General features: G+C 31.8%; 37 protein-coding genes and 1 pseudogene. 16 read left to right on the plus strand and 22 right to left on the minus strand.

The window, feature by feature from the left end:
* Positions 1-12 precede the first annotated feature (12 nt).
* The 16 genes from V4538_15580 to V4538_15655 all read left to right on the plus strand — a co-directional run bounded on the left by V4538_15580 (position 13) and on the right by V4538_15655 (position 16,063).
* Complete coding sequence (locus tag V4538_15580) at positions 13-972, plus strand: hypothetical protein (protein MES2382468.1); 960 nt, start codon at positions 13-15, stop codon at positions 970-972.
* Positions 973-1,044: 72 nt separating this feature from the next.
* A complete protein-coding gene (locus V4538_15585; GenBank protein MES2382469.1) occupies positions 1,045-1,797 on the plus strand; it encodes a hypothetical protein in 753 nt (250 codons plus the stop codon).
* Positions 1,798-1,801: 4 nt separating this feature from the next.
* A complete protein-coding gene (locus V4538_15590) occupies positions 1,802-2,038 on the plus strand; it encodes a hypothetical protein (protein ID MES2382470.1) in 237 nt (78 codons plus the stop codon).
* Positions 1,959-2,432 carry a hypothetical protein gene (locus V4538_15595; GenBank protein MES2382471.1) on the plus strand — a complete coding sequence of 158 codons (474 nt, stop codon included), beginning with the start codon at positions 1,959-1,961 and terminating at the stop codon, positions 2,430-2,432. The genes V4538_15590 and V4538_15595 overlap by 80 nt, the downstream gene beginning before the upstream one ends.
* Position 2,433: 1 nt before the next feature.
* Positions 2,434-2,895 carry a hypothetical protein gene (locus tag V4538_15600; protein ID MES2382472.1) on the plus strand — a complete coding sequence of 154 codons (462 nt, stop codon included), beginning with the start codon at positions 2,434-2,436 and terminating at the stop codon, positions 2,893-2,895.
* Positions 2,870-5,725, plus strand: coding sequence for a hypothetical protein (locus V4538_15605; GenBank protein MES2382473.1), 2,856 nt, complete (start codon positions 2,870-2,872; stop codon positions 5,723-5,725). Before V4538_15600 ends, V4538_15605 begins: the two co-directional genes overlap by 26 nt.
* Before the next feature lies 1 nt (position 5,726).
* Positions 5,727-7,604 (plus strand): hypothetical protein, encoded by a 1,878-nt coding sequence (locus V4538_15610; GenBank protein ID MES2382474.1) that lies wholly within the window; start codon positions 5,727-5,729, stop codon positions 7,602-7,604.
* Complete coding sequence (locus tag V4538_15615; protein MES2382475.1) at positions 7,594-7,815, plus strand: hypothetical protein; 222 nt, start codon at positions 7,594-7,596, stop codon at positions 7,813-7,815. The genes V4538_15610 and V4538_15615 overlap by 11 nt, the downstream gene beginning before the upstream one ends.
* Positions 7,815-11,156, plus strand: a complete 3,342-nt coding sequence (locus tag V4538_15620; protein ID MES2382476.1) for a hypothetical protein — start codon at positions 7,815-7,817, stop codon at positions 11,154-11,156. Before V4538_15615 ends, V4538_15620 begins: the two co-directional genes overlap by 1 nt.
* Complete coding sequence (locus tag V4538_15625) at positions 11,156-11,551, plus strand: hypothetical protein (GenBank protein MES2382477.1); 396 nt, start codon at positions 11,156-11,158, stop codon at positions 11,549-11,551. The genes V4538_15620 and V4538_15625 overlap by 1 nt, the downstream gene beginning before the upstream one ends.
* A 10-nt stretch (positions 11,552-11,561) precedes the next feature.
* A complete protein-coding gene (locus V4538_15630) occupies positions 11,562-13,529 on the plus strand; it encodes a hypothetical protein (GenBank protein ID MES2382478.1) in 1,968 nt (655 codons plus the stop codon).
* 1 nt (position 13,530) lies between these two features.
* Positions 13,531-14,184 carry a GDSL-type esterase/lipase family protein gene (locus tag V4538_15635; GenBank protein ID MES2382479.1) on the plus strand — a complete coding sequence of 218 codons (654 nt, stop codon included), beginning with the start codon at positions 13,531-13,533 and terminating at the stop codon, positions 14,182-14,184.
* A 35-nt stretch (positions 14,185-14,219) separates the two neighbouring features.
* Positions 14,220-14,435, plus strand: coding sequence for a hypothetical protein (locus V4538_15640; protein ID MES2382480.1), 216 nt, complete (start codon positions 14,220-14,222; stop codon positions 14,433-14,435).
* A gap of 6 nt (positions 14,436-14,441) precedes the next feature.
* Positions 14,442-14,996 carry a glycosyl hydrolase 108 family protein gene (locus V4538_15645; protein ID MES2382481.1) on the plus strand — a complete coding sequence of 185 codons (555 nt, stop codon included), beginning with the start codon at positions 14,442-14,444 and terminating at the stop codon, positions 14,994-14,996.
* A gap of 25 nt (positions 14,997-15,021) precedes the next feature.
* Complete coding sequence (locus tag V4538_15650) at positions 15,022-15,282, plus strand: hypothetical protein (protein ID MES2382482.1); 261 nt, start codon at positions 15,022-15,024, stop codon at positions 15,280-15,282.
* 148 nt (positions 15,283-15,430) lie between these two features.
* Complete coding sequence (locus V4538_15655; GenBank protein MES2382483.1) at positions 15,431-16,063, plus strand: hypothetical protein; 633 nt, start codon at positions 15,431-15,433, stop codon at positions 16,061-16,063.
* Here V4538_15655 and V4538_15660 read toward each other — a convergent pair.
* The 22 genes and pseudogenes from V4538_15660 to V4538_15765 form a co-directional block, all read right to left on the minus strand.
* Complete coding sequence (locus V4538_15660) at positions 16,060-16,347, minus strand: hypothetical protein (protein MES2382484.1); 288 nt, start codon at positions 16,345-16,347, stop codon at positions 16,060-16,062. The two genes, V4538_15655 and V4538_15660, sit on opposite strands and share 4 nt — an antisense overlap.
* Positions 16,348-16,402: 55 nt before the next feature.
* On the minus strand, positions 16,403-16,678 hold the full coding sequence (locus V4538_15665) for a hypothetical protein (protein ID MES2382485.1): 276 nt from the start codon (positions 16,676-16,678) through the stop codon (positions 16,403-16,405).
* 8 nt (positions 16,679-16,686) lie between these two features.
* Complete coding sequence (locus tag V4538_15670; GenBank protein ID MES2382486.1) at positions 16,687-16,968, minus strand: hypothetical protein; 282 nt, start codon at positions 16,966-16,968, stop codon at positions 16,687-16,689.
* 34 nt (positions 16,969-17,002) lie between these two features.
* Complete coding sequence (locus V4538_15675) at positions 17,003-17,527, minus strand: hypothetical protein (GenBank protein ID MES2382487.1); 525 nt, start codon at positions 17,525-17,527, stop codon at positions 17,003-17,005.
* Between the two features lie 3 nt (positions 17,528-17,530).
* Positions 17,531-17,695 (minus strand): hypothetical protein, encoded by a 165-nt coding sequence (locus V4538_15680; protein MES2382488.1) that lies wholly within the window; start codon positions 17,693-17,695, stop codon positions 17,531-17,533.
* A gap of 41 nt (positions 17,696-17,736) precedes the next feature.
* Positions 17,737-18,051, minus strand: a complete 315-nt coding sequence (locus V4538_15685) for a hypothetical protein (protein MES2382489.1) — start codon at positions 18,049-18,051, stop codon at positions 17,737-17,739.
* Between the two features lie 17 nt (positions 18,052-18,068).
* The gene (locus V4538_15690; GenBank protein ID MES2382490.1) at positions 18,069-18,266 is read right to left on the minus strand and encodes a hypothetical protein; all 198 of its coding nucleotides are present in this window, start codon (positions 18,264-18,266) and stop codon (positions 18,069-18,071) included.
* Between the two features lies 1 nt (position 18,267).
* The gene (locus V4538_15695; protein ID MES2382491.1) at positions 18,268-18,669 is read right to left on the minus strand and encodes a hypothetical protein; all 402 of its coding nucleotides are present in this window, start codon (positions 18,667-18,669) and stop codon (positions 18,268-18,270) included.
* Positions 18,670-18,891 (minus strand): hypothetical protein, encoded by a 222-nt coding sequence (locus V4538_15700; protein MES2382492.1) that lies wholly within the window; start codon positions 18,889-18,891, stop codon positions 18,670-18,672.
* A gap of 8 nt (positions 18,892-18,899) precedes the next feature.
* Positions 18,900-19,193 carry a hypothetical protein gene (locus tag V4538_15705; GenBank protein MES2382493.1) on the minus strand — a complete coding sequence of 98 codons (294 nt, stop codon included), beginning with the start codon at positions 19,191-19,193 and terminating at the stop codon, positions 18,900-18,902.
* Between the two features lie 19 nt (positions 19,194-19,212).
* Positions 19,213-19,353, minus strand: a complete 141-nt coding sequence (locus tag V4538_15710) for a hypothetical protein (protein MES2382494.1) — start codon at positions 19,351-19,353, stop codon at positions 19,213-19,215.
* Positions 19,354-19,377: 24 nt separating this feature from the next.
* Complete coding sequence (locus tag V4538_15715) at positions 19,378-19,779, minus strand: hypothetical protein (protein MES2382495.1); 402 nt, start codon at positions 19,777-19,779, stop codon at positions 19,378-19,380.
* On the minus strand, positions 19,779-20,033 hold the full coding sequence (locus V4538_15720; protein ID MES2382496.1) for a hypothetical protein: 255 nt from the start codon (positions 20,031-20,033) through the stop codon (positions 19,779-19,781). The genes V4538_15715 and V4538_15720 overlap by 1 nt, the downstream gene beginning before the upstream one ends.
* 184 nt (positions 20,034-20,217) lie before the next feature.
* The gene (locus V4538_15725; GenBank protein MES2382497.1) at positions 20,218-20,460 is read right to left on the minus strand and encodes a hypothetical protein; all 243 of its coding nucleotides are present in this window, start codon (positions 20,458-20,460) and stop codon (positions 20,218-20,220) included.
* Positions 20,461-20,570: 110 nt separating this feature from the next.
* Positions 20,571-20,864, minus strand: coding sequence for a hypothetical protein (locus V4538_15730; protein MES2382498.1), 294 nt, complete (start codon positions 20,862-20,864; stop codon positions 20,571-20,573).
* Positions 20,865-20,869: 5 nt separating this feature from the next.
* Positions 20,870-21,106, minus strand: a complete 237-nt coding sequence (locus tag V4538_15735; protein MES2382499.1) for a hypothetical protein — start codon at positions 21,104-21,106, stop codon at positions 20,870-20,872.
* Between the two features lies 1 nt (position 21,107).
* The gene (locus V4538_15740) at positions 21,108-21,344 is read right to left on the minus strand and encodes a helix-turn-helix transcriptional regulator (GenBank protein MES2382500.1); all 237 of its coding nucleotides are present in this window, start codon (positions 21,342-21,344) and stop codon (positions 21,108-21,110) included.
* Positions 21,332-21,508, minus strand: a complete 177-nt coding sequence (locus tag V4538_15745) for a hypothetical protein (GenBank protein MES2382501.1) — start codon at positions 21,506-21,508, stop codon at positions 21,332-21,334. Before V4538_15745 ends, V4538_15740 begins: the two co-directional genes overlap by 13 nt.
* A gap of 10 nt (positions 21,509-21,518) precedes the next feature.
* Positions 21,519-22,319, minus strand: a complete 801-nt coding sequence (locus V4538_15750) for a hypothetical protein (protein ID MES2382502.1) — start codon at positions 22,317-22,319, stop codon at positions 21,519-21,521.
* A 400-nt stretch (positions 22,320-22,719) separates the two neighbouring features.
* A pseudogene (locus V4538_15755) lies at positions 22,720-23,013 on the minus strand (DUF4373 domain-containing protein).
* Positions 23,013-23,369, minus strand: a complete 357-nt coding sequence (locus tag V4538_15760) for a hypothetical protein (GenBank protein ID MES2382503.1) — start codon at positions 23,367-23,369, stop codon at positions 23,013-23,015. The pseudogene V4538_15755 and the gene V4538_15760 overlap by 1 nt, the downstream one beginning before the upstream one ends.
* A gap of 178 nt (positions 23,370-23,547) precedes the next feature.
* A partial coding sequence (locus V4538_15765; GenBank protein MES2382504.1) for a hypothetical protein occupies positions 23,548-24,081 on the minus strand: 534 nt, incomplete at its 5' end.

Raw genomic sequence — 24,081 nt, forward strand, 5'->3', positions numbered from 1 at the left:
AAACTTAAAACAATGGCAGGTGCTTGTTCATGCGACGTTTCATTTAATAATACCGGTGTACCCAATTGCGTACCCGCTTATTTAGTATGGAAAAAATTTATCGTAGTCCCTTTAGTGGCAAACGACGGTACAGACAATAAAATATTATCATCTGATACATTAAATTCGGCTTTTTTTACAGCCTTAATTAATCATGCAGATGCTTCAAAACGTTGGTATCCATTACCAAATATGAAGAATATTGAAAGCACAAAAGCTGAAAATATTACAGAAACATTTAATGATCAATCGGTTATTTTTGTAGCTGAAGGAGTTCGTGGAATTAATGCTTTATTAGTTGGTCATGGTGCTACATTAGCAGGGCAATTAAAGGCGGCTCGTTGCTCACAATTTGGCGTTTATCCTATTGATGGCAATGGCTCATTATACGGTTATACGAATAACGAAACAGGTGCACTTTACCCGATTCCTATTGATAATAACACGTGGGCACCGGTTTGGCAAATGGCCTCTGATACAACTGTACAGAAAATACAATTAACATTCCAATTCGATGCTAATTTACAAGATGAGTATATCGCTCAAATTGTAAATAGCGATATTACTGGCATTAATTTATTGAGTACTTCCGGATTAGTTGATATTTTATCAACTGACGTTTCAGGATCAGTAACAACAATTGTTATCGACATGTATAATCGTTATGGTAGCAACTTTAATAAGCTTCCGATGGAAGGTTTGGTTATTACTGACTTTTACGATGTTGCCGGCGGTGCAGCTTCTAAAGTTTATGATACTACAAGTTCAACAGCATTAGCTTTAACCTCAGTAACAGAAAGTACAACTATTCCTGGTCGTTACACTTTAGTAATGACCGTATCGCAAACAATTGGTGACGTAATCAGAATTACACCGGTTAAAACCGGATATGACTTTACGGCGGTTATTGCAAATACAGTAACATTAGCTTAATTTTTTAAATTTAATTACAAATAAAAAAGCCTATCTAATAATTTAGGTAGGCTTTTTTTAATACAAAATAAAATGAGTGATATTTCAGTAGAAAAAGGAACGTTTACAAAACAAGTTGATTTTGCGTTAGGAACCGCCATTAATTCGGCTGCAACTATTGATTTAGGGGCATCTGATGGGAATACTATTTATATTTTAGGAACAACCCCAATATCAAGTTTAGGAACACCGCCACAGATTGGAGTTAAAAGAACTTGTATTTTTGTCGATGCATTAACATTAACTCATAGCGTTGGATTGGTGTTATTTGGCGCTGCAAATATTGTAACGGTTGCCGGTGATCGAATTACATTTGTGGCCACTAGTTTAACGGTTTGGGAACAGGAATCAATGGATCGGCAATCCGGTTATACCAATGGTCAATTAAATGCTAATGGATTGGCTAACGGATCGGTTACAGCTTTAAAATTAGGTGATGCCGCAGTTATTCCAAGTAAAATGGCGACTAATACTGCATTTGCCATGACTGATGCTACAGAAACTTTAACGGCATCCGATTTTGTGACTAAAAAAATATTTACGTTGGCCAGTACGGCCGATAGAGCAAAAACAACACCAACCGCCGTGGCTATTATTGCATTATTAACGTCATACCAAGTGGGCACCTCATTTGAAGTTGTATTTGTTCAAACGGCAAATTTTGTAATGACATTAGCGCCGGGGGTAGGCGTTACAATAGTTGGAAAAGATACGGTTGGTTTTAGTTCAGGGACATTTTTAGCAGTAGTAACAGCACCAACAACATTAACACTTTATAGAAAATAAAATTATGGTACAATCAGGAAACGTATCTATTAATCCGGAAGGATATAAGGATAAAACAAAGGAACAATTTATTGAAGATTTTAAGGGCAAAGTGGCTCATGACATTAATATTTTGTGGGATCAAGTTTGTCAATGTAATGCTAATAAAGCTAAGTTAGAAAATGAAAGTAATAGTACAACTAGCGGAGAGGTTAAAGAGCCTAAAAATAAGCGGATTATTAAAAGTTCTGGCATCGAATAAAGAATTTACGGATTTAATCATTGAATTAAACACACGTAAACAATTATTTGACGAAGGGATTGATAGTACCGGTCGCTTATTGTCTGATATTGGAGGTAATTATAGCCCAAATACAATAGAGGGAACGAGTCAATACAAAGGTAAAAAAGCAAAAGGATTACCATATGATCACATTACTTTATTTGATACTGGTCAATTTTATCAGTCATTTGAGGTTTTTTTAAGAGGGACTGAATTTGTAATTAGCGCAAATACTCTAAAAGATACAACGGATTTAGTAAGTGAATGGGGCGCTAATATTTTAGGATTAACAGAAAAAAGTTTAAGTATTTTAAGAGAAAAAGCCAAAGATATTTTAATACCATACATTAGAAAAAAACTATTAACCAGGTAACGTGGAACTTTATACCGACATAAGCGATTTTCCTATTTTCAATTGGTTTAAATGCATTGATTTAAAAGACTACACTTATTGTTTAGTTAAGCAAAAAGAATGCAACGACAAGCAAACAAATGAGTGCATGGAGGCTTTTGGTAATATGTATGCTCAGTACATTGATACTTTTGGAATAAGTGAGAATTTACGGGATATTTTAGAACTGCAAAATCAAATATTAGTACATAAAGTTGATATGACATTAACTAATGATCGCTCACATCAAATGTTTATCAGTATAAAAGAATTGGATTTAGCTAAATTAATGGTTGTTAAAGAAACCAAAGGAAATACGGCAAAAGTAGCGATTGAAAAGTATTTAGGATTCAAGATTAACGAGCGTACAACAAGTGTAAAAGAATATTACGAGTATTTACAAGCAATAAAAGAAGATAATGGCAGAGAAACCGATACAAAGTAACGAAGTCATTGATCCGGCGTTTTTGGTTGAAGCATTGGCAAAAGCTAATGAATTAGTTTCTGTATTTAAAGAATTACGAAAAGTATCTGAAGATAATTTAAAGGTTTCTCGTGATGCGATTTCGGTTGTAAAATTTAATAATTCAAAAGATTTAAAGGATGAAATAGTTTTAAGGCAGGCGGTCAATAAAGAAATATTGCAATTAAATGCGATAAAAAAATCTGAAATAACAGTTGAGGCTGAACGTTCAAAATTAAGAAACATTGCAAATAAAGAATTATCTCAGCAATTAAAAACTGAGGCTGAATTTGCAAAAGCATTACAAAATGAAGGTAAATCAGTAAATCAATTAACGTCTGTTTATGATGTTTTAAGAAAAAAATATAACGATTTATCGCGCTCACAAATAGAGTTAGCGGTTCGTGGCCGGGAAAGTGGTAAAGTTTTTAGAGGTATAAAAGATGAAGCAGCCGCTTTACGTTTAGAATTAGATAAGGCAGAACAGGGTGCTGGACGTTTCCAAAGAAATGTAGGAAATTATAAAAGTGGCTTTGATGGATTAGGAAACTCGGTAAATCAATTAACCCGGGAGTTTCCGGCTTTTGCGGTTTCGGCTCAAACAGGATTTTTAGCGATATCAAATAACTTACCAATATTTTTTGATCAGATACAGAAAATAAGAGAAGCGAATGAGGCTTTAGTTGCTGAAGGAAAACAAGGAGTTAGTGTTTTAAAACAATTAGGTAGTGCCGTCTTTTCGGTTGGTAGTATTTTATCAATCGGAGTCACATTGTTGACATTATACGGTAAAGAAATAGTAGAATGGACGGTTGCATTATTTAAAGGTGATGAGGCTTTAAAGTCCATTACTGAAGCCAATAATTCATTCAATAAAAGTATAAATGCAACCCGTGAAGAAATAAACAATTTAAAAGTTGATTTAAAGGTACAAATGGGATTGTTAACTAAATTACAAGGTGATCAGATTAAAAATGAAGGTGCTAGGAATAAAGAATTAAAGGGAGCTGAAACATTAAGGCGTGAAAAATTAAAAGCATTACGGGAAGAGCTTAAATTATCAAAAGATTTAACGTATTCGAATACTACTTTACAATTAGTAAATACCGATTTGTATAACGCATCAAAATTAAAAGCTCAACAAAAATATAAAGATGGGTTAGCTGAAATAAATAAATTAACCAGGACTGATATTGATGCTATTAATGAAAAATATAATTTACAAGGCTTAATTCGCAAAGTTGAAGGTGATGGAAGTGGAAAAACAAAATTAGTTGAAAAAGAAACCAAAGAAGAACTTATAATTCAAAAACACGCTTTAGATGAAATACGCCAATTGGATATTGATGCTATGACTGATGAACGTGGGCGCCGTGAGCAGCAAGCTATTTTCAATAGGGATAAAATTTTATCTCAAATTGAATTAGAAAACATGATCACTGATCAAAAGTTAAAAGTTGAAGAGAAAAATTACGGAATATCACTTGATTTAGCAGAAAAAAATAGTAAAAAAACTACCGCAGGAGCTAAACAATTATCTATTGATTTGGGCAAAATTGAAACTGACCATTTACAGAAAATTGCAAAAATTAAAGCCGAAAATATACCGAAATCTGAACAGGATGAATTAATAAGATTAAGCACTATTAAGGCAAATAACGAATTATTAGCCATTGATAAGGAATTTTACGATAAACAAAATGAGCTTAATAAAATTAATGCTCAAAAAACCCAATCAGCCCGATTAAAAATACAAGATGACAACGCAAAAGCAGAAATTGAAATACTTGAAAAAGATTACAATGAGCGTCAAAAGAAATTAGACGGATTTGATTTACAGGAAATAAACAACAAAGAACGTGCAATATCTGCAAAAAAAGTAGCATTAATACAAGCGCATGCTGACGAGAAAAAAGCAATAACCGATAATGAAGCTGAAAAACTTGCTATTCAAAATGAGGCTAATATTGCAATTGAAAAGGAAAGTGTAGCGGCTCAGGATAAAATAAAAGCCAATCAAAAAATAGCTTTAAATCAGGCCTTAGAATTTGAACAGCAATTAATTGATGCCGTTGCAAAAGCTGAGGCAGAAAAAAGCAGAAAGCGGATTGAAGGGTACGACAATCAGTTAAAAGATGCTGATCAAAACATTGCAACCCAAAGAAGATTAGCAGAAAAAGGAGCAAAAAATACATTAGCTGAAGAAGAGGCGAATAAAATTAAAATTCAACAAGAAAAAGAGAAAGAAAAACAAGCTGAAATAAAACGACAAAAGGCATTGGCATTCTTTAAACTATTTGCGAGTTATGCTGAGAAAGACCCAAATACCGCCTTACAAAAAGCGTTAAGAGATACAGTATTAGCGGAGGCGGTTAGTGCTGCCTTTATTGATGGTACCGAAAACGTTGGTAAGGATAAGCAATTTGCAAAGAATAAATTTAGTAATGATCAGGATGGATATATCGCAAAATTTGATGGTGATGAGCGTATTTTAAACCCGGAGCAAAATAAAAAGATTGGTAATTTATCAAATGAAGCATTAGCGGATCTGGCGTATAAAAGTAATAACGGATTATTAGATAACGTAAAATATGCGGTTGTACAAAATACGGACTTTGCAAAGAATGTACATGATTCTGCGTTATTGCACCAAATGGCAAACATGAATAAAGAAATCCAAACACTCCAAACTATTATAAAAGACCGTCCTACTTCAAACTATTCATTTAATGGTTATGAGTTTGTTACCGAAACTATTGCAAATAATAATAAATCAGTTAAACGACAAATATTAAAACGTCCGAGAATATAATATGGCTACTAAAATTAATTTTTATCTAAACGAAACTTATACAAAATTTCCTCCTAAAAACTGGAAAGAACTTGGATTGGAATTGAATTTCGATAAGGATAAAGAAAATGTGACAAGCCAAGTTTCAATAACTGATTTTGAGTTCGTGCGTGAAAATTCGGACATTATAAATGAATGGATTATCAAAGGACTAACTACCGGAGTAGGAGTATTTGAAGGCATTCCATTTAGAATTGAAGTTGCAAGAAATGGAGTTATAGAAGTGCCATTTAAAGGCTATTTAGATTTAACTCAGCAAGGTAAATTATCTAAAAACCGTTGTACTGTTCGGGCGGTTGAAGAAAATGGCATTGATTCATTTAATGATAAAGCAGACGGATTTAGTTATCAATTTTTATATGATAATGGCCGAATTACTGATACGGATTTTATATGGGTACCGTATGTTTTAAACTCGGTACCAAATTATGTAGAGGCTTGCGTTTCTGTTGTTGGCGTATACGTCATGGTAAAGGAAATAAAAGAGGTTATACAAAAATTAATTGAATTTGTTTCCGATATGCCGGTTTATTATGTTTTTTCAACATATATCAAACTGATACTTTATATTATTTACCTGATTTTACTTATCATAGCTTTGATTAAGCTAGTTAAAGCGGTTGTTTTATTAATCATTCAGCCAGTAAAATATCATGCAGCTATGGGCTTAAAAAAGCACTTAGAAAAGGGAGCTGAATATTTGGGAATGACTTTTAGTAGCCCTATTTTAAATCAAGATCCATTCGATAAAGCTTATATTATTCCAGAAAAATATTTTAACGAGCCGAATAAAAAAGAAAAACAAATTTTAGGATTTACCGAACCGTCAATTACTCAACATGGATTTTATAAAGGAACTTTTGGCGACTTAATCCGGGAATGTAAAAAAATATTTAAAGCAAAGATAATTGTAAAAGATAATGTAATTTATATGTACCGTGAAGATCATATTGTATCAAGCCCACAATTTACATTACCCGATATTTATAATCCTTATTTTGAATTAAATACCGATGAATTTAGGGCAAATACTTTAATAAGTTTTCAAACGGATAGTGTTGATAAAAATACTATGCAGGATTATTTAGGGACTTCTTTTCAGGTGTGCACCGAGCCGCCACGAATTAACAACCTGAATATGGTGTTAATGAAGGGTTTTGAAGAAACTAGGATAAATTTTGCATTAGCTAAAACCAAAACAGGATTAACCACGCCTGAAGAAATAATGTCTACTTTTTTAGAGTTGTTCAATACAATTGCAGGGGCAGTAATTACGGCTGTTAATGCTATTATTGAGGTTTTAAATACAGTTATAGGAATTGTTAACGGAATATTGAGCAAATTAGCAGCAATTGGAATTAAATTAAACTTTCAATTACCCGAAATACCGACAGTTGATACGCCTGATTTTAGCAATAAATATAAAAATCGAGTAGGTATGCTAAAACTAGAAAAGGATATAATTAGCGTAAATAAAATTTGCATACTTGATGTAAGTCAGGATCCAAAATATACGAAAATTCATGATGTAAATGATTTGGCTTTTAGCGCTCATTACTTATGGGACACGTTCCATTTTATAAACTCATTTATACCAAGTGACGACAAGCCAAATGCAAACCAGTACTATAAATACTCATACGATAAAGTTCCATTTACTTTTGATGACTATGAAAAAGTAAAAAATAATAATAGTATATTTATGCCAAATGGAGAAGATGCCTTAATTGACTCAATCAAATGGAATATTTGGAATCAATGGGCACAAATGGATGTAAGAGTAAATCGTTTATATACTAACAATTTAAAAGCAACTTTTAGCGAACCGGATGGAAAATAACGAAAGTAAAATACACGTTAATAAATTAATGGAAGGGCTAAACGGATTAGTTTCCATGTTAGATACTAATATGAAGGAATCTTTAAAAGGAATGACTCCAGAACAAGCTATGGAGTTTGCGCGCGGAATGAATAAAGCAGATGTTCCTAGTAAAGTTGAAGAAATAAAAGACGCTCATAATAAATTAAAACAAGAATTTAATATTGATTAATGCCAGTATTTTTAGATAGCATAAGTTTTGAAAATCCATTAGATGGAACACCTGTAAATTGGGGTTTGCTAAATGTTGGTGATCCCGTAAAAATTACACAAAACATAAGTGTAAAGACTTTTGAAATACAAGGCTCATCGGAAGCATGGTATATAAATAGCACTGATGGAGTAATTGGCGGCGGTTGGATGGTAGGAGGTGATTTTTCTAAATTCAATATCGGCGATCAGGTTACAGTAAATAATTATGTGTTAAATTCTAATTTAGGCACAGCTTTTATTATTGATAAATTAAGTAATAGTGCAATACAGTTAAATTCAAGTTTTGGCTACCCTGACAATACACTACTTGACACGTATGTAATCTCGTTAATGAAACCAATAACGGCTTTAACTTATAAATGGAATTTTATTGAAAATGCCGAAGCTTTAAATTTTTATTCAAAAGTAGATGGTAGTGTTCAGATTGCTTCAATTACGAATTTAAATCCAGCAGGAGGCGGGACAAATAAACCGATGAATATGTTAGGATTAAAGCCCTATCAAATCGGGATAATAACCGTTAATGAAATTGCGTTAGCGTTAATGCCTGTTTACGCTTCTAAATTTGAGATAGTTCACAATACGTTTGTTACTCCATTAATGTTAGATACACAATGGAGTGACATACAGGCCGGAATATCACCAAGCTATTTTTTTAATTTAAAATGTTTGAAGCCTGTATTTTATTATGAGGCTCGTTACTTTGTAAATGACCCGAATAATCCTCAAACATTACAAAAGGAAAATATTTTAGGCAATACTGGCTATTTTGATGAAAATTGGAACGGTAATCCGACAAATTATTTTATTTCTAATAAAAACTATGCTGTACAATTTACTGGTTTGCCTATCCCCGGAATATTGCTTGACCCATTATACACAACCGATTTTAGTTTTCTTATTAATAATCCAATAGACAACCCTTTTGTTTCTGGATCAACTAAATTAATATTAAACTTAAATAAAGCTCCAAACGACGATACTGAATATACTGGAAATACCAGAGATATGAGGCATAATTTTGTTTGGGACTCAGTTACATTGACTGTTAATACTTCGCCGGCCGGAGTAGATGGAGACTTTTTATCAGACCCTAAAATAAGTTCTTTTAGAAATGTAAAAGCGTATTATGTAAGTGCTGATAAAATAAAAATAGTTGGATCATTTACATTTGATCAACAAGCTATTGATGTATTTGAGGAAAGCGACTCACCAAATTACATGTTATGGTGTTCTATTCAAGATCATACAAAGCAAGGCGCTATTAGTGACCGGGTAACATTAATGGTTGACGCTAAAGAAATTTATTATCAGACATTATTCCCGGATTTAATTGCAATGTCAAGCAAATTAATACCTCATGACGTTGCGAATTATACCGATACATATACTGATAGACAAAAATTTACTGAAGATGAATTAGTGGGTTATACGTCGATGACAATAGTTAAGCCGTCCCCGTTAATTAACACTATTGATTTTGTAAAATTTATAGCTAAAATAGTCGTAATAAATACAGTTACTTATGCTGAATTTATAGTTGAGCAAAAAACTGTTTTAGCCCCACCTGGTAATTTTTTAAACTATCCATTTTTAAATATTGTACAAGCGAAACCGATTATACATGTACCAGCAAACGAAATAAGAAAAAATATTGTTGCAAGACAAGCATTAGGGATAGGCTTATCCTCTTATGAATTTGCATATCCGTTCTTAAATCGTTGGGAATATTGGGAGGCATTATCCACGGTATCTTCTAATTTTTTCAATAGTGCACAACCAAACAACGGATTAAATGAAGATTGGCAGCATTACACAGGTGGCAATTACACAATGCAATATCGTTTTGAATTACACACTAAAATAAATTCGGTGCCTCAAATTTATCTCGATAAGGTTAATTTTCCAATTTATGATAGAAATTTGGCGGGTGAAAATACAATAGGTCAAATAGATACATATGATGGCGCTACTCAATTAATTGACGGATCAGGAAATAAATATATTTTAGGTTACAAAAGCACATTAGTACAAGCTATATTTCGAAATACAGTTGATGCATTTGATCCAACCGATACCGTTGTTGTAATTGGTATTGAAGTTTTTGAAGGTGGCATTGGAGCTGGTGGCGTTAACGGAAAACGTCGAATGTCCAGTAAATACGTTAGCGATTCTGATACATTTTTTATACCATTAACTGGGGAAACAAAAGTAAAATTAACTTTTTCGGCAACTGACACTATTTGCACGGCTGAAACTGAAATAGATTTTAATAGCTTGAATTTATCGACTTTAAAATGGAAATTAACGGCTCGTATTTATGGTGATGGAGTAAGTGGAACGCACGGAACAATTATACATGGCCGTAATTATTTAGGTGATCAAAACGTTACTTTAATTCCAACAAATCCAATCGATGAAACTACTATTGTTTTACCAGCCGAACGATTAAATTGTTGTTCTGATTTAGTTTGGCGCGTACTAGCAGACGTAAATACAAATGAAGAACTAAAAAACGACGTTAATAGTTTTATAAAATGGTACAATAAAGACATTGTAGATACTGCAATTGTTTCATTAGTTCAATCTGACGGTACAATAATTCCATTAACAGGAGATTCAACTTATGGTACTCCTTATGATTATGGTTTTGAAATTATACCAGGCGTTACGAAAAATGGATATAATGAATCTGCAGTTGCCTATGTAATTGATTGGAAAAAAATATTAACCGAACTAGGCGAAGATACTTATTACATACAGTTTGATGCGACAACTATATTTGGAGGAACGGACAGTAAACAATCGGAAACATATTGCTTAAAACAATATACTTTAGAGCGTGCAAATGGAACGGTTAGAATCGAATACTATACAAACGGATTACTTGGGCGTAATGATAACGATAAAAAACTTAACGATTATTTAAGTGCAAATTGGTACAACCAGCATAGATTTGATGGTGTTTTTCATTATGTAAATTCAGCTTATAAGACTGATGAAATTGTTTATTCAAATGGACTAAGTGAGTTTGTGGAATTGGAACAAACGCCAGAATATACATTGAAATTAAAACCTATTCCTGTATTTAAACATGATATTTTACGAACTGATATTTTAATGTCAGATCAAAAATTAATTACAGATTACAATACCAGAAATATTGATAATTATTTTCAGAAACAAGTAATAAATACAGGCGGTTATGAGCCTCAATGGCACCCATTACAATCAAAATTAGCTAGTGTTGAGTTGAAATTCAAACAAGCATTTAATAATTTACAAAAATTTAGAAGTTAATGGCACAGGCAATTGTACAATTAGGCGGCAAAGATTTAGCTTTTTTCAATGCTAATCCGACATTAGTTTTAGAATTAAATCAACATTTATATTTATTAGATGGGGCAGCTCCTTATGAATCAGCCTTTGTTATTGGAGATGGAGTGACCGCGTTGGCAGTTTTGCCGTGGCGCGGGGTTGTTTCTGCCTTAACTACTCCGTTTGAATTAATGTCAACAATATCAGGAACAACACTAAATTTAGCTCATACTCCGATATCAAGACAAAATTATTACTTAAATGGTCAAAGGTGCGGAATAGGTGCGGGTAAAATAATTTTGTCAATAGTTGGAACTTTAGTAACTTTCGACCAAGATTATACGGGTTCAGATTTCGAAGAAACATATGACTATTAAAATTAAAACAATGAAAAAAATAACATTATTACTTGTATTTATTAGTTCAACTATATTTGGACAAGGTATTTTATTAACTCAATTACAGAAAATAACACCAGGGAATGTGCTTATAGGAGTTGGAACTGGAACAAATGGAGTTATTACTCAAACTAACACTATTCCATTTTCAATGATTACTGGAACAACTTCATTAATAACAACAACAAATTCAATCACAATAAATGGAGTATCTAAACCATACGGAGCGACTACTCCAACATTCACGGTAGGAGACTTATTCAGCACATCATCCTACACTAACCCCTCATGGCTATCTTCGTTAGCATGGTCTAAAATAACAGGGACGCCTACAACTATAAGCGGTTATGGAATTACAGACCCTTTGATTAACGGCAATTTAACAACATATAAAATACCTGTTGCTGTAAGTTCAAATAGCTTAATAAACGGAACAATTAAAGACAGTTCCGGTATAGTTTCAATAGGCAATACTACTGATTTAGGAGTATCGGAATCGTTTAGGGTTAAGGGACATTCGGTATTCCAAAACCTAACAAGCACTTTTGTCGGAATGTATTTTCAAAATCAAGGTGGTTATGGCGGTGTTATTAGGAATTATGTAGACCGGACTCATTATGATTTTGACAGGCATATATTTGAAAAAATAGACATGACTACTTTACTTGATATAAACGCCTACGGAAACAATGAAGCTAGTTTTAAATACAAGGTCGGAATAGGTGGAAATTTTGATCCGGCTGAGGCGTTACACGTTAACGGAAATGTAAGGATAAATAATTTAACGGCTAGTAAATTAATATATTCTGATGCTTCAAAAAACATAGCTGATTTAAATATAGGTAGCGGATTAAGTTTGACGGGATCAACTTTATCAGCAACAGGAACAAGTAGCACAACAATATTAACAGCTTCAACAAATATTACAATAAGCGGTTCAGCCCCAAATTATACAATAAGCACTCCAACTCAAACAACGGGATTAATTGGCTTAACAAATTTATTAGCAACAAGTCCGATTAACTACAATAATAGTACGGGTGTTTTTACTATTCAACCAAGTTCAACAAGTCAAAGCGGTGCATTAAGCTCAACTGATTGGAATACATTTAATGGAAAACAAGCCGCTATAAATGGAACAGGTTTTATAAAGGCAACGGGCACAACTATCAGTTATGATAATTCAACTTATTTAACGGCTGCAGGTGATGTTTCGGTTAGTGCAACTCAAACATTAACTAATAAAACTTTAACAGCTCCTTCAATTTCATCAGCTACATTAACGGGTATTACAACCCAGTCAACAACAAATTATACAGGAGCTGTAAACGATTTTAAAGGAGCTGATATTGCTAGTTCTGCAACCGTAGCAATCGGAGCAGCTACGGGTAATTATGTTCATATTACAGGAACGGTTACAATTACAAACTTTGACGCGGCTCAGGCCGGCACAATGAGAACAACTGTTTTTGATAATACGCTAACAGTTACAACGTCAACAAATATAATTTTACCAAATAGTTTAAGCGTAGCAACTTCTACAAATGACGTTGCGATATGGCGAAGCGAAGGGTCGGGAGTTTGGAGGTTAATAAATTATCAAAAAAACAGCGATACGTATTTAACATGGTCACCATCGTTTACGGGATTTAGTGCAGACCCTAGCGCTGTAACCGCAAGGTATACGGTAATAGGGAAAACGGTTACTTGTTATTTTGTAGCGGCCGCAGGAACAAGTAATGCCGCTGGCTTTACTATGACTCTACCTTTTACTGCCGCTAATACAAATGTGCAGCCTAGTTTTGCAATAGTTACAGACAACGGAACAACAACAACCGGCTATATTAGAACGGCTGCAAATAGCAACATAGCTACTGTATTTAAAGGAGTTTCAGCAACATTTACAACCTCCGGGTCTAAAAACACAAATTTTACAATGGTTTATGAAATGCAATAAAATGAAAAAAGTATTGTTATTTATCATATTATGTTCGATTGGTTCTTTTGCGCAAAGAACTATCGTTAACTCATTTCAGAAGCAATTAGTTTTTGACGGGAATAGCTTATTTAATAGATCAACATCCAATACTACTAGCGGATTCGGTGCGCCGTTAGCTTGTTATTCGGCTATGACCGGAACAAAACCACCTATTAGTTATTACGCATTAGGAGGCAGAACGGTCGCTCAATTGATTACTGAATTTGGTACAAAAATAGCGCCCTATATTCATCCAAATGATATTGTTGTTTTTAATGAAGCGACAAATTCATTACAAGGATTACAAAATCCCGACTCTGTTTATAACCAAATTATTAGGTATAGAAATTTAGTAAGAGCTAAAGGTGCAAAGATTATAGTCTTAACATTGACCGCAAGAACAACCGCGGCTGGATATGCTAATTTCGAAATAGATAGATTATATTTAAATAATTTAATTAATACGGGTGGGGCATTTGATGGAATATGTGACACTGGAAATGATAGTCATTTTAATAGTCCAGTTGCTGCATTAAGTGCTACTTATTATGATCCTGACGGGCTTCATTTTACGAGTACCGGATATACGTTATACGGACAATTAATACAAGCGACTATACAATCATTTTTTTAATAAAGAACACGAATATTTAAAAGCAGCTTAGAATTATGAATCCGCAACAAGAAAAAAAACTAAACGAAGTTCACGATGCCATTGTCGGGAACGAATCTATTGGTCATAAAGGAATTATTACCAGACTGATTGAAGTTGAAGTTGAAATGGAAAAAAACAAGCAGATTAAAAACAAAGTAATTGGAGGCGTGGTTACTGGTGGTTTTTTTGGTAGCGGAATTGCAACATTAATACATTATTTATTTAAATAAAACAGAATGGCATCATTTGAAAAAGCAATTGCAAATACATTTAAGGCTGAGGGAGGGTTTCAGAGCGATCCAACTGACACGGCCAACTACGTTAACGGAATTTGTATTGGCACTAATCGAGGGATTTCTGCTTCTGGCTATTATGCTTATTTTAAGCAGATACCGACAGTTGAAGTAATGAAAAACATATCTATTGAAGATGCTAAAAGAATTTTCAAAGGGAATTATTGGGATAAGGTTGGTGGTGATTTTATAATAAATCAATCGGTTGCCGAATTAATGTTTCAGTTTATTATAGGTTCAGGAGCTTCACAAATTAGCGACATTAAAGATATTGCTAATGGCATAGACGATAAGGATTTAATCATAATGGAAAATGATAATCCAATTATACAACGTGAAATTATTATTATTAATGCATTGGATCAGGCTAAATTTCACGCCGCCTTATGGAAATGGCGGTTAGCTTTTTATGACTTGGTTGTATTGAAAAATCCTAAAAAAGAAAAGTTTTTAAAAGGGTGGCAAAATAGATTATTAACACATAAATTTATAGCATAAAATAAACTCTTAAAAACTCAAAACAATGGCACAAATCAAAACATCAAAACAGTTCGCTATCAATTGGCTAGACATTGCAAAGGCTTCATTAATGGCTGCTTTAACTCCAATGCTTGTATTAATTCAAAACAGCTTAGATGCAGGTATATTTGTATTTAATTGGAAAGCATTAACAATGGCTGCTATCGGTGGCTTTGTAGCTTATTTACTTAAGAACTTTTTTACTCCGAGTAAAATTATTTTAAAGGGTGAGGATGTTGATAAGGCAGTTGAAGATATAAAATAAAAAAGCCCCGAATTACTAAGGGGCTTTTGATCTATATTTTCTTCCGTCTGCTTCGGCGGCCTTACAATTGGCAAGGTTATCGGCTTTTAAATACTCACATAACAAACTCTTATTAGTTTAATTTTTCAGAGATTCAAATATAAACATTATGAACGACAACGACAAAGAAAACAAACATTTGCACCGAGATTTAATTCTTTGGTCATTAGGAGTAATTGCATTCCTAATTGTAATCGTTTGCATTACTTTTAATTGTGGTGGTAAAGTTGAGCCGAAACCAACATTCTACAAAACAACCGATACAACCACGCCAAAGATAATTCAAAACAAAGCCGATATAAAAGTTTTAAATGATAGCGTACCAATTTACCGGGCAATGCTTCAAAATGCCACTAACAGCAAAAACTATTATAAGCGGCTACATAAAACTACCTCTGATAGCCTTTATGACCTATCAGACAGTATCGGGAAAATTAGACTATCAATACTCAACTCTATTAAATTGAAGCAAGACAGCGCACACGAAGCTGAAAATCAAGCTAATTTATTAACCATTGTAAATGCTTTTAATCAGATCGGTGAGTATCAGGAAAATGTTAGTTTATTAGAATCTCAGCATGTAATTGATACTACTAAAATAAATTACCTATTAAACGATTCAATCCCTAAAGTTAAAGCCTCCGAATTTAAACGAGGTAAAAAAGTTGGCAGAAAGCAGGGTTTTGTTGCCGGGGTTATTGTAACTGAGGGAGTGAATGTTGGGGCTAAATTGATTCCTTAGCTTAACTCTATTTTATTTATTAAATCAGGATGAAACGGACTATCTTCGTGAGCTAAAACAATGGCTAATTCATATCCACATAAAACGTTTATTCCTCTATATTTTAATGTTTCGTTTTTAAATTCAGTTAAATTTAATCTATTGATTTTATTTATTAAATGTTGAATCGCAAATTTAGGAATATACAAAACGCACTTATTTGAATCTTTATAAATCATTATAGGATTAGCTGTATCAATACATTCATTTATCTTTCTCTCAATAGTGTTTTCTATATCGGTCATATCTCTTTATTAATAGTTATTTTGTTGGAGGTGGGGATAAGGGTTAAAATAGATTTTAATTAATTCGCCATTTTTTATTAAAAAAATCTACACCATAAACATTATTTATTTTATAAAACAACCTTAACTTGTTGTGCAATTTTACCGCAGATGATTTTGATTTGCAAAAAAAACAAAATTGTAGTATTGTGTTTCCGGAGATATTAAAACCTATTATTTTTATATTAAATGGATAGCTATAATTATCTTCTACTTTTTCAATTGATAAATGGACTGATTTTAAACTAGGCGACAAAAATAAATCAAATACAATTAATTCTACTTTCTCCATCTTTTCCATTAAAGGCTAGTGCCATTTAGTTTAATTAAATAATTAGTAATATCAAGATCAATTCCTGCCATATGGTTATATTCTGGAGCGTGAAATCTTTTTAATAGCTCAATAGACTCTTTCAGTTGAAGCTTAAGTTCCGTTATCTCTTTCTCATTCAACTCTTGGCAGGATTGGAAGCCTTCAAATATTTCTTTAGCAGCGTCATTTTGACCATAAACAGTATTATGACTACAATCAACATGCTTGTCTATTATTGCTTCAATCTCTTCTATTTTCATCTTACTCATTTCGTGTCGGTTTTAAATTGTTTGAAAAGTTCGGTTATTTATTTAAAAATAGTTGATAAAGCTGAAATGAATCATATTTTTCATTTATGTTAGAAAATCTAATCCACACATCTGGTTTCGTTTCGTGAGGGAAATAAGTAGTGTTAATCCATTTAGCAAACTCAACCCCATCACTAATTGCTTTTGGAGTGGATTGAATGTATAACTTGTACCCTACTTTTATAACATCTTCTAAATAATCAAATTTATCTCTATTTAAACAATCTTGTCCTTGAGATAATATTAATCTATTATTTTTCAATTCTATTATGCCGCAAATTTCGCCAGTTGTATCAACCATTTCGTCACCAACTTTTAATTCGTTTCCGTCTAAATCCACCGACTTGTTATCGGGTTGGTGGTATTGTTTGCTAAACTCAATCATAGCATCAATCAAGTAAACATTTTCACTTTCTATTGCTTCTTTTGAAATATCTTGAGTGCAATGATTCCAATATAAATCTTTTAATATTTGTTCAGCTAAAAGCCTTTGCTCTTTATCTGTTAGTTCGTTTTTCATGCGTTAGGGGGTTTTGGTTAGTAGTTTTAATTCATTAGCCTTTGAAAAATATCTCGTATTAAACCTTTCGTTATGAGAATACATTCCGTCTCTTTTATAGGCTAAATCTTCAAGTTCTTTTAACTCTCTTTTTAATTTCTGAACTTTTTTTATGTCTTTTTTTCTCATCTCTTTTCTTTCCTTAAATTAATTACTACTACAATTGGGGGTTAATCTTCATAATCTACAACGCTTTGACAATTTGGTGAAGCGCAATGAATGTTGTGTAATTGGCATCCATTAGGCTTTAATGTTTCTTCACAAACTTTTCTAACTTGAAATGTACCAATCAAAGGCATCCAAGACGATTGACATACATTATTAGTCCCTCCTGAATAGTCTCCTTGAAGCTCTAATTCATTTTTGCGTATTCCGATAATTTCCATTGACTCCTTACCTTTATAAATGGTTTCGTGGAATACTCTCATTCCTAATTCTGGTCTTATTACTTGTTCTCGCTTTGTCATATTTAGTATTTGTTTCATTGGGTTATAAATTAAAGTTAAGGGGTGGGTTGTTTAAAGTTATCCGTTTTGTCTTTTATGTGTTCAAATAAATCCATTATTTCATTTGCGAATTTTTTGCGTTTTTTTCTTATCCATACACTACAAGCGTAATAACTTGCATGATCTTCTGGTCTTGAAGTAATATGTTTAATTGCAAATAATTCTATTTCTCGTGGTACTTCTCTATTTTTCATTTTATTTGTTTTTAAATTTATCTAATTCATTATTTAATTCTTTTTTTACATTTAACCAAAAGCCATATTGTACTGAAAATGGATTATTCATAAAATCTAAAAATATACTAACTGTAATTAACGAGTGTTCTATTGCTATTATTTTTTCATTAACATAAACTGATTCATCTAATTGTGATGCAATAGGATTTTCACATCTATAATGTAAATCAATTAATTCATTAACTTTTTCAGTTATATTCATTATATTTTCTAATTTTATATTTATAGATTTTAGGCTATTAATTGTTAGTTGATGCGAAAAGTTATTAGGTTCTATTTCTTTTAATTTTTCATATTTTTCTAATTCTTTTATAAAATTAAATGATGCATTAAACTCATCGGCAGTTATTCCATTTTCCACTTAATGTAAAGTAAATTTCTGATTAATAGCAACTTCTTTTCTTAAACTTAAAACAAAATTAATAGCTAAATCAACTGTTTTTTCTAAATCTTCTGATTCGATTCTCATTGATTTATTATTAAATTGAATGTAATATTTTTGCCTTGTTGTTGAAAATCCTAGTGTAAAGGTTGCTCCTGATGTTTCTTTTTGTAACTCAACTAATTTTTTTATCTTTTCCATTCTTACTGTTAGTTTTTTAGGTGGTTAATTAATGTATGCTTTCCGTTGATTGAAAACAATTTATCTGTTACAATTGTGAAAAAATCCATAAATTTCTTTGATGTATTTATTTTATTATCAAGCCAAATAATATCATCTATTTGACTAGTATTTTCATACGCTAAATGCCATTCGTCCTTTCCTTCATTAAAACTATTATCATTTGAAATAAATCTATGATTTTCAAATAGTAGCTCATACCAATAGTAATCATCTAAAACATACTTTTTAAATCCCATAAATATTAATTCACTTTCCTTCATCTCGTTATTATTTTTTAGTTTAAATTATACTTTTTAATTCCCATTCTTTTGAGTACTTAACTACAATGTCAAGTAGTGCATTAGCCTCATTCTCATCAATTGCCTTAATTGATATTTTTATATTGTCGTTTTCTGATAGAATAAAAGTGTATGTTTTCATGTTAGAATAGGTTTAGTTGTGGGTTTAAAATGGATCGTTGTCGTTATTTACAATGAGTGATTTGTAAATTTTATAATCAAACGGTTTACCGTATTTGTCATAATTATAAGTGAGGTACTTTTTAATATTATCTGTATTTTCTTTAGCCTGAATATTGCCAGGAACATATCCTAAATGTTCTTTTATTCTGTCAATGTGCAATCCGTGTTTTGTTATTCCTTTGCCGGCAATGTAATTTGTCTTTACGCAAAATTTTAAAAAGTATTCAAATGAAATAGTGAACGGTTTACCTCTACGCTTTGCGTTATTTTTAGTAACCGAATAAGCATATCTTTCAGGGTGTTTTGCTTTATACTTTCTCTTTATACACGTATAGCAATACTTTCCTTGTTTTGGTTTACGGTTACATTTTTTAGTTTCACACATTATGCTGAAAAATCTTTAATTAAACGAGAAAACTTTTTAAACTTATTATTTACAGATACCAACCACCTATTATATTTAACTTCATAAAACAACATATATTTTTTATCCTTTGCTTTTTTATATTGACGACAAAACGTTATAGGTAGTTCTTTAAAATAAATTACATCTTTCTGAACAGTTTTAGTGCAAATAACAGAATCGAATAATTTAGTTTTTTCTCGTTGTATCTCAAAAATACTATCTATTAAATCCACTTGTTTACCCCCCCCCATAACGCTTAGCCATCCCCTTACTTTTTAACTGGTTTAACTTTCTTGACTTGGTATTTTTTGAGAATATCCTTAAATTTTTTATCTATTTCATTGAACTTACTTACTGGCATTCTATACGACATAGTCATACTTTCTTCAGGATATTTTGGTGGTCTGGCCATATATTTTATTTAGTTAATTTAATAAAATCGTTTAAAAATGTTTGAGCTGTCTCTTCGCTAATAGTGTCAAAATACTTATCTCTATCCGTTTCATTATCGTAACCCATTTTTACACTCATTATTAACCCGTCTAAATTAAACGTTAAAACCAATAAAGGTTTATCGTTTTCGTCTTGATCGAAATCTTTTGATACAAGTACCTGATGTGTTGGTAATTCTATAATTCTAAATGATATTTGTTTTTTCATATTATTAATTTTCTGTAAAATTATGTAAACTTTATTAATTACGCAAACTTTATCCTCACTTCAACCCATTAAATTTCGTAAGTTGTTGGGGGTTAGGGGGATAAAGTTAGTTAACTTTTCTTTTTAGGTTTAATATTTTTCACTTCTCCAGTTGTTGTATTTCTTAATTGAATATTTTTTAATTCGTTTTTGCCGTCATCAATCCAAATAAACTTAACTTTTGCAATATCAGAATTTAACTTATCTTTATATTCGGGACGTTCTTTTAATTTAGCAAAAGTTTGATTAATATGATTTAGCCACAGTAAAAAATCTATTCCTAATCTTTCATAATTTTCAGTAGTTGAAATATTTACCAACTGTTCAATTGTTTCAATCTCGTATCTTTTAGGTTCTTTTTTCATTTTATTTATCTTAAATTAATTATTTTTTTAGTATCTTTTTTATAAATTGCACAATGCTTAATGTTTGCTACAAACTTTTCGCTTCTATGATATGGGTCGTCAATAGGAATAAGTTCCAGTATTATTTCAGTAAAATTAACATACGAAACGCTACATAATATTGGTGGATATTTATCGGTATAAGTATAATTTATTAATGTGTTTTTATTAAACTTAATCTTATCAAATTCTAATTCATCCATTTTATATTAATTTAAATTCAAAATGCAACAACTCATCAACACTAACCCCATAAAAACTAGCGTAAATAGTTAGCCATAAAATAGAGGGGTCGTTATATCCTCGTTCATGGTGGCTGTATGTAGTTCTTAATGGAGTGTAACCGGTTTTCTTTTTAATCTTATCGCATAACTTCTCCTGAGTTAATCCGCTTCTTTGCCGTAATGCTTTGAGGTTTTGGGTTAGTCTTATGGGTTGCATGGATATATTCTTTTTTTTCTAGGTAATAATAAAATAGCTGCTTTGTAAGATTCTATTTTTATATTTAATTCGATTATCTTTTCAGGATTACAATACTTTGATAAAGTTTCGCATTCTCTGATTTTATCTCTTAAATGTTTTCGGGCTGTTTTATTTGGATTCATAAATTAAGTCTTATAATTTCTTAATTAATACAATTTTCATAACCTTGTCATGTTGCATTAACTTAAATTCGACATATTCGTTTGCATTCATTTCACGGCCATACATAAAAATAAAACGATAAGAGTCATCTAACGAACGTTTATTATTTCCACAAACTATTTTAGTAAATTGTAAATGAAATCGTTGTATTAACTTTTCGTAAGTCGATTTTTCTCGTACTGGTTTTTCTTTTACAATTAAACCAGTTGATGTAATTGCAGATTTTAAAGCCTCAACTACCTTTTTTTGCCCTTCAATATTAATATCAAATTTATTTAAAGGAACATTTAAGGCCTGTTTTTCGTTAAAATCCTTAATCCTTAAAAACTCATTTGTCCTATCTGTTGAATATTGGTATATCCAACTAAATATAATTTGCCCATCTACACGATCAAAAGTTACCCCGTAAGCTCCTTTCTTTGCAAATTCAAACATTACCTTATAATCTTCAAATGAGAGATTTAAAGCTACCGTATCGTTTAAAATTAAATCAATGGTTGTATTTATTTGTTGAGGGGTCATATTTTTTCCCACATTGAAATAAACAGACGTTTCTGAAATGGCTACAAATAACAAATCTGTTAAAACTTCTTTTTGTTCGGCCTTTAATAACAACCCTAAACAATGGGATTTAAAGTAAATTGCTTGTTTGATCGTTCTGGCTGGACAAGTTTGCCAAGCGATTAAAGGCTTGAGTAGCCACATCGATGACTTCATTTCGTTTGTCATCAACTGATTTTCTGATAGGGTAATTTGTTTGTTTGTTTCCATTTTGATTATTATTTGTTTTATTTACTGCATCAATTACCCATCTTTTTATAGTGAGATAATCACTTTTTGTCGTATAACCTTTTTCTATTTTATAATCAGATAAAAAATTAATAGAATCTAAGGTTGTTTTTTCAGAGTGTTCTTTTACTAATTTTTCATATTCAATAATTGTTAAAAAAATATTTTCTTTATATTCTTTTTTAATATCCTTTTCTTTTATTTGCTTTGGTTTAGTTTCCTTTACTATACTTTGTGTATTAATGTCACCTTTAAGTGGTAATAAACTTAGTTTACGTACCCCTAAACTAATTAAAAGGAGTAATAAATCGGGATAAGTAATACATTTACTTTTTCTCTTAATGTAAGCATCTTCGATACTATCGACAAAATCCTGGCACCACACTATTTTATTTTCACTCCAAAGCACTTTGTCAAATTTTCCTAAGTCAACTAAATCAGATATAATTGATTGTAAAATCTCTTTAGAAACTTTACATTTTGCGCTCAAAAACATTAAAGTAGATGGTTTAGATAAATCTAAATAATGGTAATTTGTTTTTGCTAGTTCTCGGAGTAATTTAACGAAAGTCGCAAAACCATCATTTCCGTATGTTTCTTCAATGTAAAACATTTTATTCCCATCTTCACAAATAAAAGGGAAATAGTCAACATTGTTTCGTTCAGGTCTGGCCATTAAATAAAATATTTTTCAGGTTTAAAAAATTCACAAGTAACCGGCATTTGTATTTGATCTTCGAAAGTTTCAGGGTGCTTGTCTAAAATACCAGTCCTAACAACTTTATACGGATAAACTCCTTTTTGTAATTTATCGCAAAAGAATGAGTTACAACTTATTGAATGTTCACCATCAAACATATCATAATAAACAGTTGTTTTTGTTGATTTTATAAAATCACATCCTTGACAAGCAGCGAAATTTTTAGGATTTTTAGTACAATCAAATTCATGCTGAATGCAAAAATTCTCTTTTTGATACTTCTTTCTGCAATGTTCACAAATATAAAGAGTAACGTTTTCTTTAATTTTCATATAATTATTTAAAAGGAAAAACCCCTAAAGTTCGGGGTCGAAGTCCCTTACAATAGAGGTTTTTAAATAATGTGAATTAACATCGCTTCGACTCGATTTCACAAATTTAACATATTCCCCCTTACCCTAACAACTATTCTTTATTAGTTATTAACATTGTGAGGGAGGGCATTGTGGGTTAGTTTATTTTAATCCCGGTTATTTCCTCGAATTTAATTGGACAAAAATTAGGTAGTGCTGTAAATACTAATTTATTTTCATCAGTAAAATTATGCCATGCGTTTTTCCAAGCCTCTTTAATTGGAATGGTTTTTAAATAACCATCCGTAGTTTCTGCTTTTGGATTGTTTAATTTTTCTTCATCATTCATCATTGAAAACTGAATCCAAATAGTTGGATCAATGTTATTCATAATTTGACAAGCTTTGTGGTTTTCCCATTCTCGTACACTTAGGTCTGTGAGAGAATCGAACAGATATATTTTCGGATTTTTTTCGGTGCAAAATGCGCCCGAATTCCTATAGCCCGAATTACTATCGCCCGAATTCCTATCGCCCGAATTCCAAGAGCCCGAATTACTATCGCCCGAATTCCTATAGCCCGAATTACTATCGCCCGAATTCCTATAGCCCGAATTACTATCGCCCGAATTCCTATAGCCCGAATTACTATCGCCCGAATTCCTATAGCCCGAATTACTATCGCCCGAATT

It is taken from the genome of Bacteroidota bacterium (assembly GCA_040388375.1).
GTDB lineage: Bacteria > Bacteroidota > Bacteroidia > UKL13-3 > UKL13-3 > JAAFJM01.

What these genes read in the sequence shown, in the direction of transcription:
- V4538_15715 (MES2382495.1), bottom strand. Translation starts at nt 19,779, where the DNA reads ATGTGTGAAACTAAAAAATGTAACCGTAAACCAAAACAAGGAAAGTAT.
- V4538_15610 (MES2382474.1), top strand. Translation starts at nt 5,727, where the DNA reads ATGGCTACTAAAATTAATTTTTATCTAAACGAAACTTATACAAAATTT.
- V4538_15680 (MES2382488.1), bottom strand. Translation starts at nt 17,695, where the DNA reads ATGAGAAAAAAAGACATAAAAAAAGTTCAGAAATTAAAAAGAGAGTTA.
- V4538_15665 (MES2382485.1), bottom strand. Translation starts at nt 16,678, where the DNA reads ATGGAGAAAGTAGAATTAATTGTATTTGATTTATTTTTGTCGCCTAGT.
- V4538_15700 (MES2382492.1), bottom strand. Translation starts at nt 18,891, where the DNA reads ATGGAAAAGATAAAAAAATTAGTTGAGTTACAAAAAGAAACATCAGGA.
- V4538_15595 (MES2382471.1), top strand. Translation starts at nt 1,959, where the DNA reads ATGAAAGTAATAGTACAACTAGCGGAGAGGTTAAAGAGCCTAAAAATA.
- V4538_15625 (MES2382477.1), top strand. Translation starts at nt 11,156, where the DNA reads ATGGCACAGGCAATTGTACAATTAGGCGGCAAAGATTTAGCTTTTTTC.
- V4538_15580 (MES2382468.1), top strand. Translation starts at nt 13, where the DNA reads ATGGCAGGTGCTTGTTCATGCGACGTTTCATTTAATAATACCGGTGTA.
- V4538_15605 (MES2382473.1), top strand. Translation starts at nt 2,870, where the DNA reads ATGGCAGAGAAACCGATACAAAGTAACGAAGTCATTGATCCGGCGTTT.
- V4538_15660 (MES2382484.1), bottom strand. Translation starts at nt 16,347, where the DNA reads ATGACCGATATAGAAAACACTATTGAGAGAAAGATAAATGAATGTATT.
- V4538_15585 (MES2382469.1), top strand. Translation starts at nt 1,045, where the DNA reads ATGAGTGATATTTCAGTAGAAAAAGGAACGTTTACAAAACAAGTTGAT.
- V4538_15655 (MES2382483.1), top strand. Translation starts at nt 15,431, where the DNA reads ATGAACGACAACGACAAAGAAAACAAACATTTGCACCGAGATTTAATT.
- V4538_15725 (MES2382497.1), bottom strand. Translation starts at nt 20,460, where the DNA reads ATGAAAAAACAAATATCATTTAGAATTATAGAATTACCAACACATCAG.
- V4538_15640 (MES2382480.1), top strand. Translation starts at nt 14,220, where the DNA reads ATGAATCCGCAACAAGAAAAAAAACTAAACGAAGTTCACGATGCCATT.
- V4538_15620 (MES2382476.1), top strand. Translation starts at nt 7,815, where the DNA reads ATGCCAGTATTTTTAGATAGCATAAGTTTTGAAAATCCATTAGATGGA.
- V4538_15730 (MES2382498.1), bottom strand. Translation starts at nt 20,864, where the DNA reads ATGAAAAAAGAACCTAAAAGATACGAGATTGAAACAATTGAACAGTTG.
- V4538_15635 (MES2382479.1), top strand. Translation starts at nt 13,531, where the DNA reads ATGAAAAAAGTATTGTTATTTATCATATTATGTTCGATTGGTTCTTTT.
- V4538_15630 (MES2382478.1), top strand. Translation starts at nt 11,562, where the DNA reads ATGAAAAAAATAACATTATTACTTGTATTTATTAGTTCAACTATATTT.
- V4538_15740 (MES2382500.1), bottom strand. Translation starts at nt 21,344, where the DNA reads ATGCAACCCATAAGACTAACCCAAAACCTCAAAGCATTACGGCAAAGA.
- V4538_15615 (MES2382475.1), top strand. Translation starts at nt 7,594, where the DNA reads ATGGAAAATAACGAAAGTAAAATACACGTTAATAAATTAATGGAAGGG.
- V4538_15670 (MES2382486.1), bottom strand. Translation starts at nt 16,968, where the DNA reads ATGAGTAAGATGAAAATAGAAGAGATTGAAGCAATAATAGACAAGCAT.
- V4538_15710 (MES2382494.1), bottom strand. Translation starts at nt 19,353, where the DNA reads ATGAAAACATACACTTTTATTCTATCAGAAAACGACAATATAAAAATA.
- V4538_15645 (MES2382481.1), top strand. Translation starts at nt 14,442, where the DNA reads ATGGCATCATTTGAAAAAGCAATTGCAAATACATTTAAGGCTGAGGGA.
- V4538_15705 (MES2382493.1), bottom strand. Translation starts at nt 19,193, where the DNA reads ATGAAGGAAAGTGAATTAATATTTATGGGATTTAAAAAGTATGTTTTA.
- V4538_15685 (MES2382489.1), bottom strand. Translation starts at nt 18,051, where the DNA reads ATGAAACAAATACTAAATATGACAAAGCGAGAACAAGTAATAAGACCA.
- V4538_15690 (MES2382490.1), bottom strand. Translation starts at nt 18,266, where the DNA reads ATGAAAAATAGAGAAGTACCACGAGAAATAGAATTATTTGCAATTAAA.
- V4538_15735 (MES2382499.1), bottom strand. Translation starts at nt 21,106, where the DNA reads ATGGATGAATTAGAATTTGATAAGATTAAGTTTAATAAAAACACATTA.
- V4538_15650 (MES2382482.1), top strand. Translation starts at nt 15,022, where the DNA reads ATGGCACAAATCAAAACATCAAAACAGTTCGCTATCAATTGGCTAGAC.
- V4538_15590 (MES2382470.1), top strand. Translation starts at nt 1,802, where the DNA reads ATGGTACAATCAGGAAACGTATCTATTAATCCGGAAGGATATAAGGAT.
- V4538_15745 (MES2382501.1), bottom strand. Translation starts at nt 21,508, where the DNA reads ATGAATCCAAATAAAACAGCCCGAAAACATTTAAGAGATAAAATCAGA.
- V4538_15760 (MES2382503.1), bottom strand. Translation starts at nt 23,369, where the DNA reads ATGAAAATTAAAGAAAACGTTACTCTTTATATTTGTGAACATTGCAGA.
- V4538_15750 (MES2382502.1), bottom strand. Translation starts at nt 22,319, where the DNA reads ATGGAAACAAACAAACAAATTACCCTATCAGAAAATCAGTTGATGACA.
- V4538_15675 (MES2382487.1), bottom strand. Translation starts at nt 17,527, where the DNA reads ATGAAAAACGAACTAACAGATAAAGAGCAAAGGCTTTTAGCTGAACAA.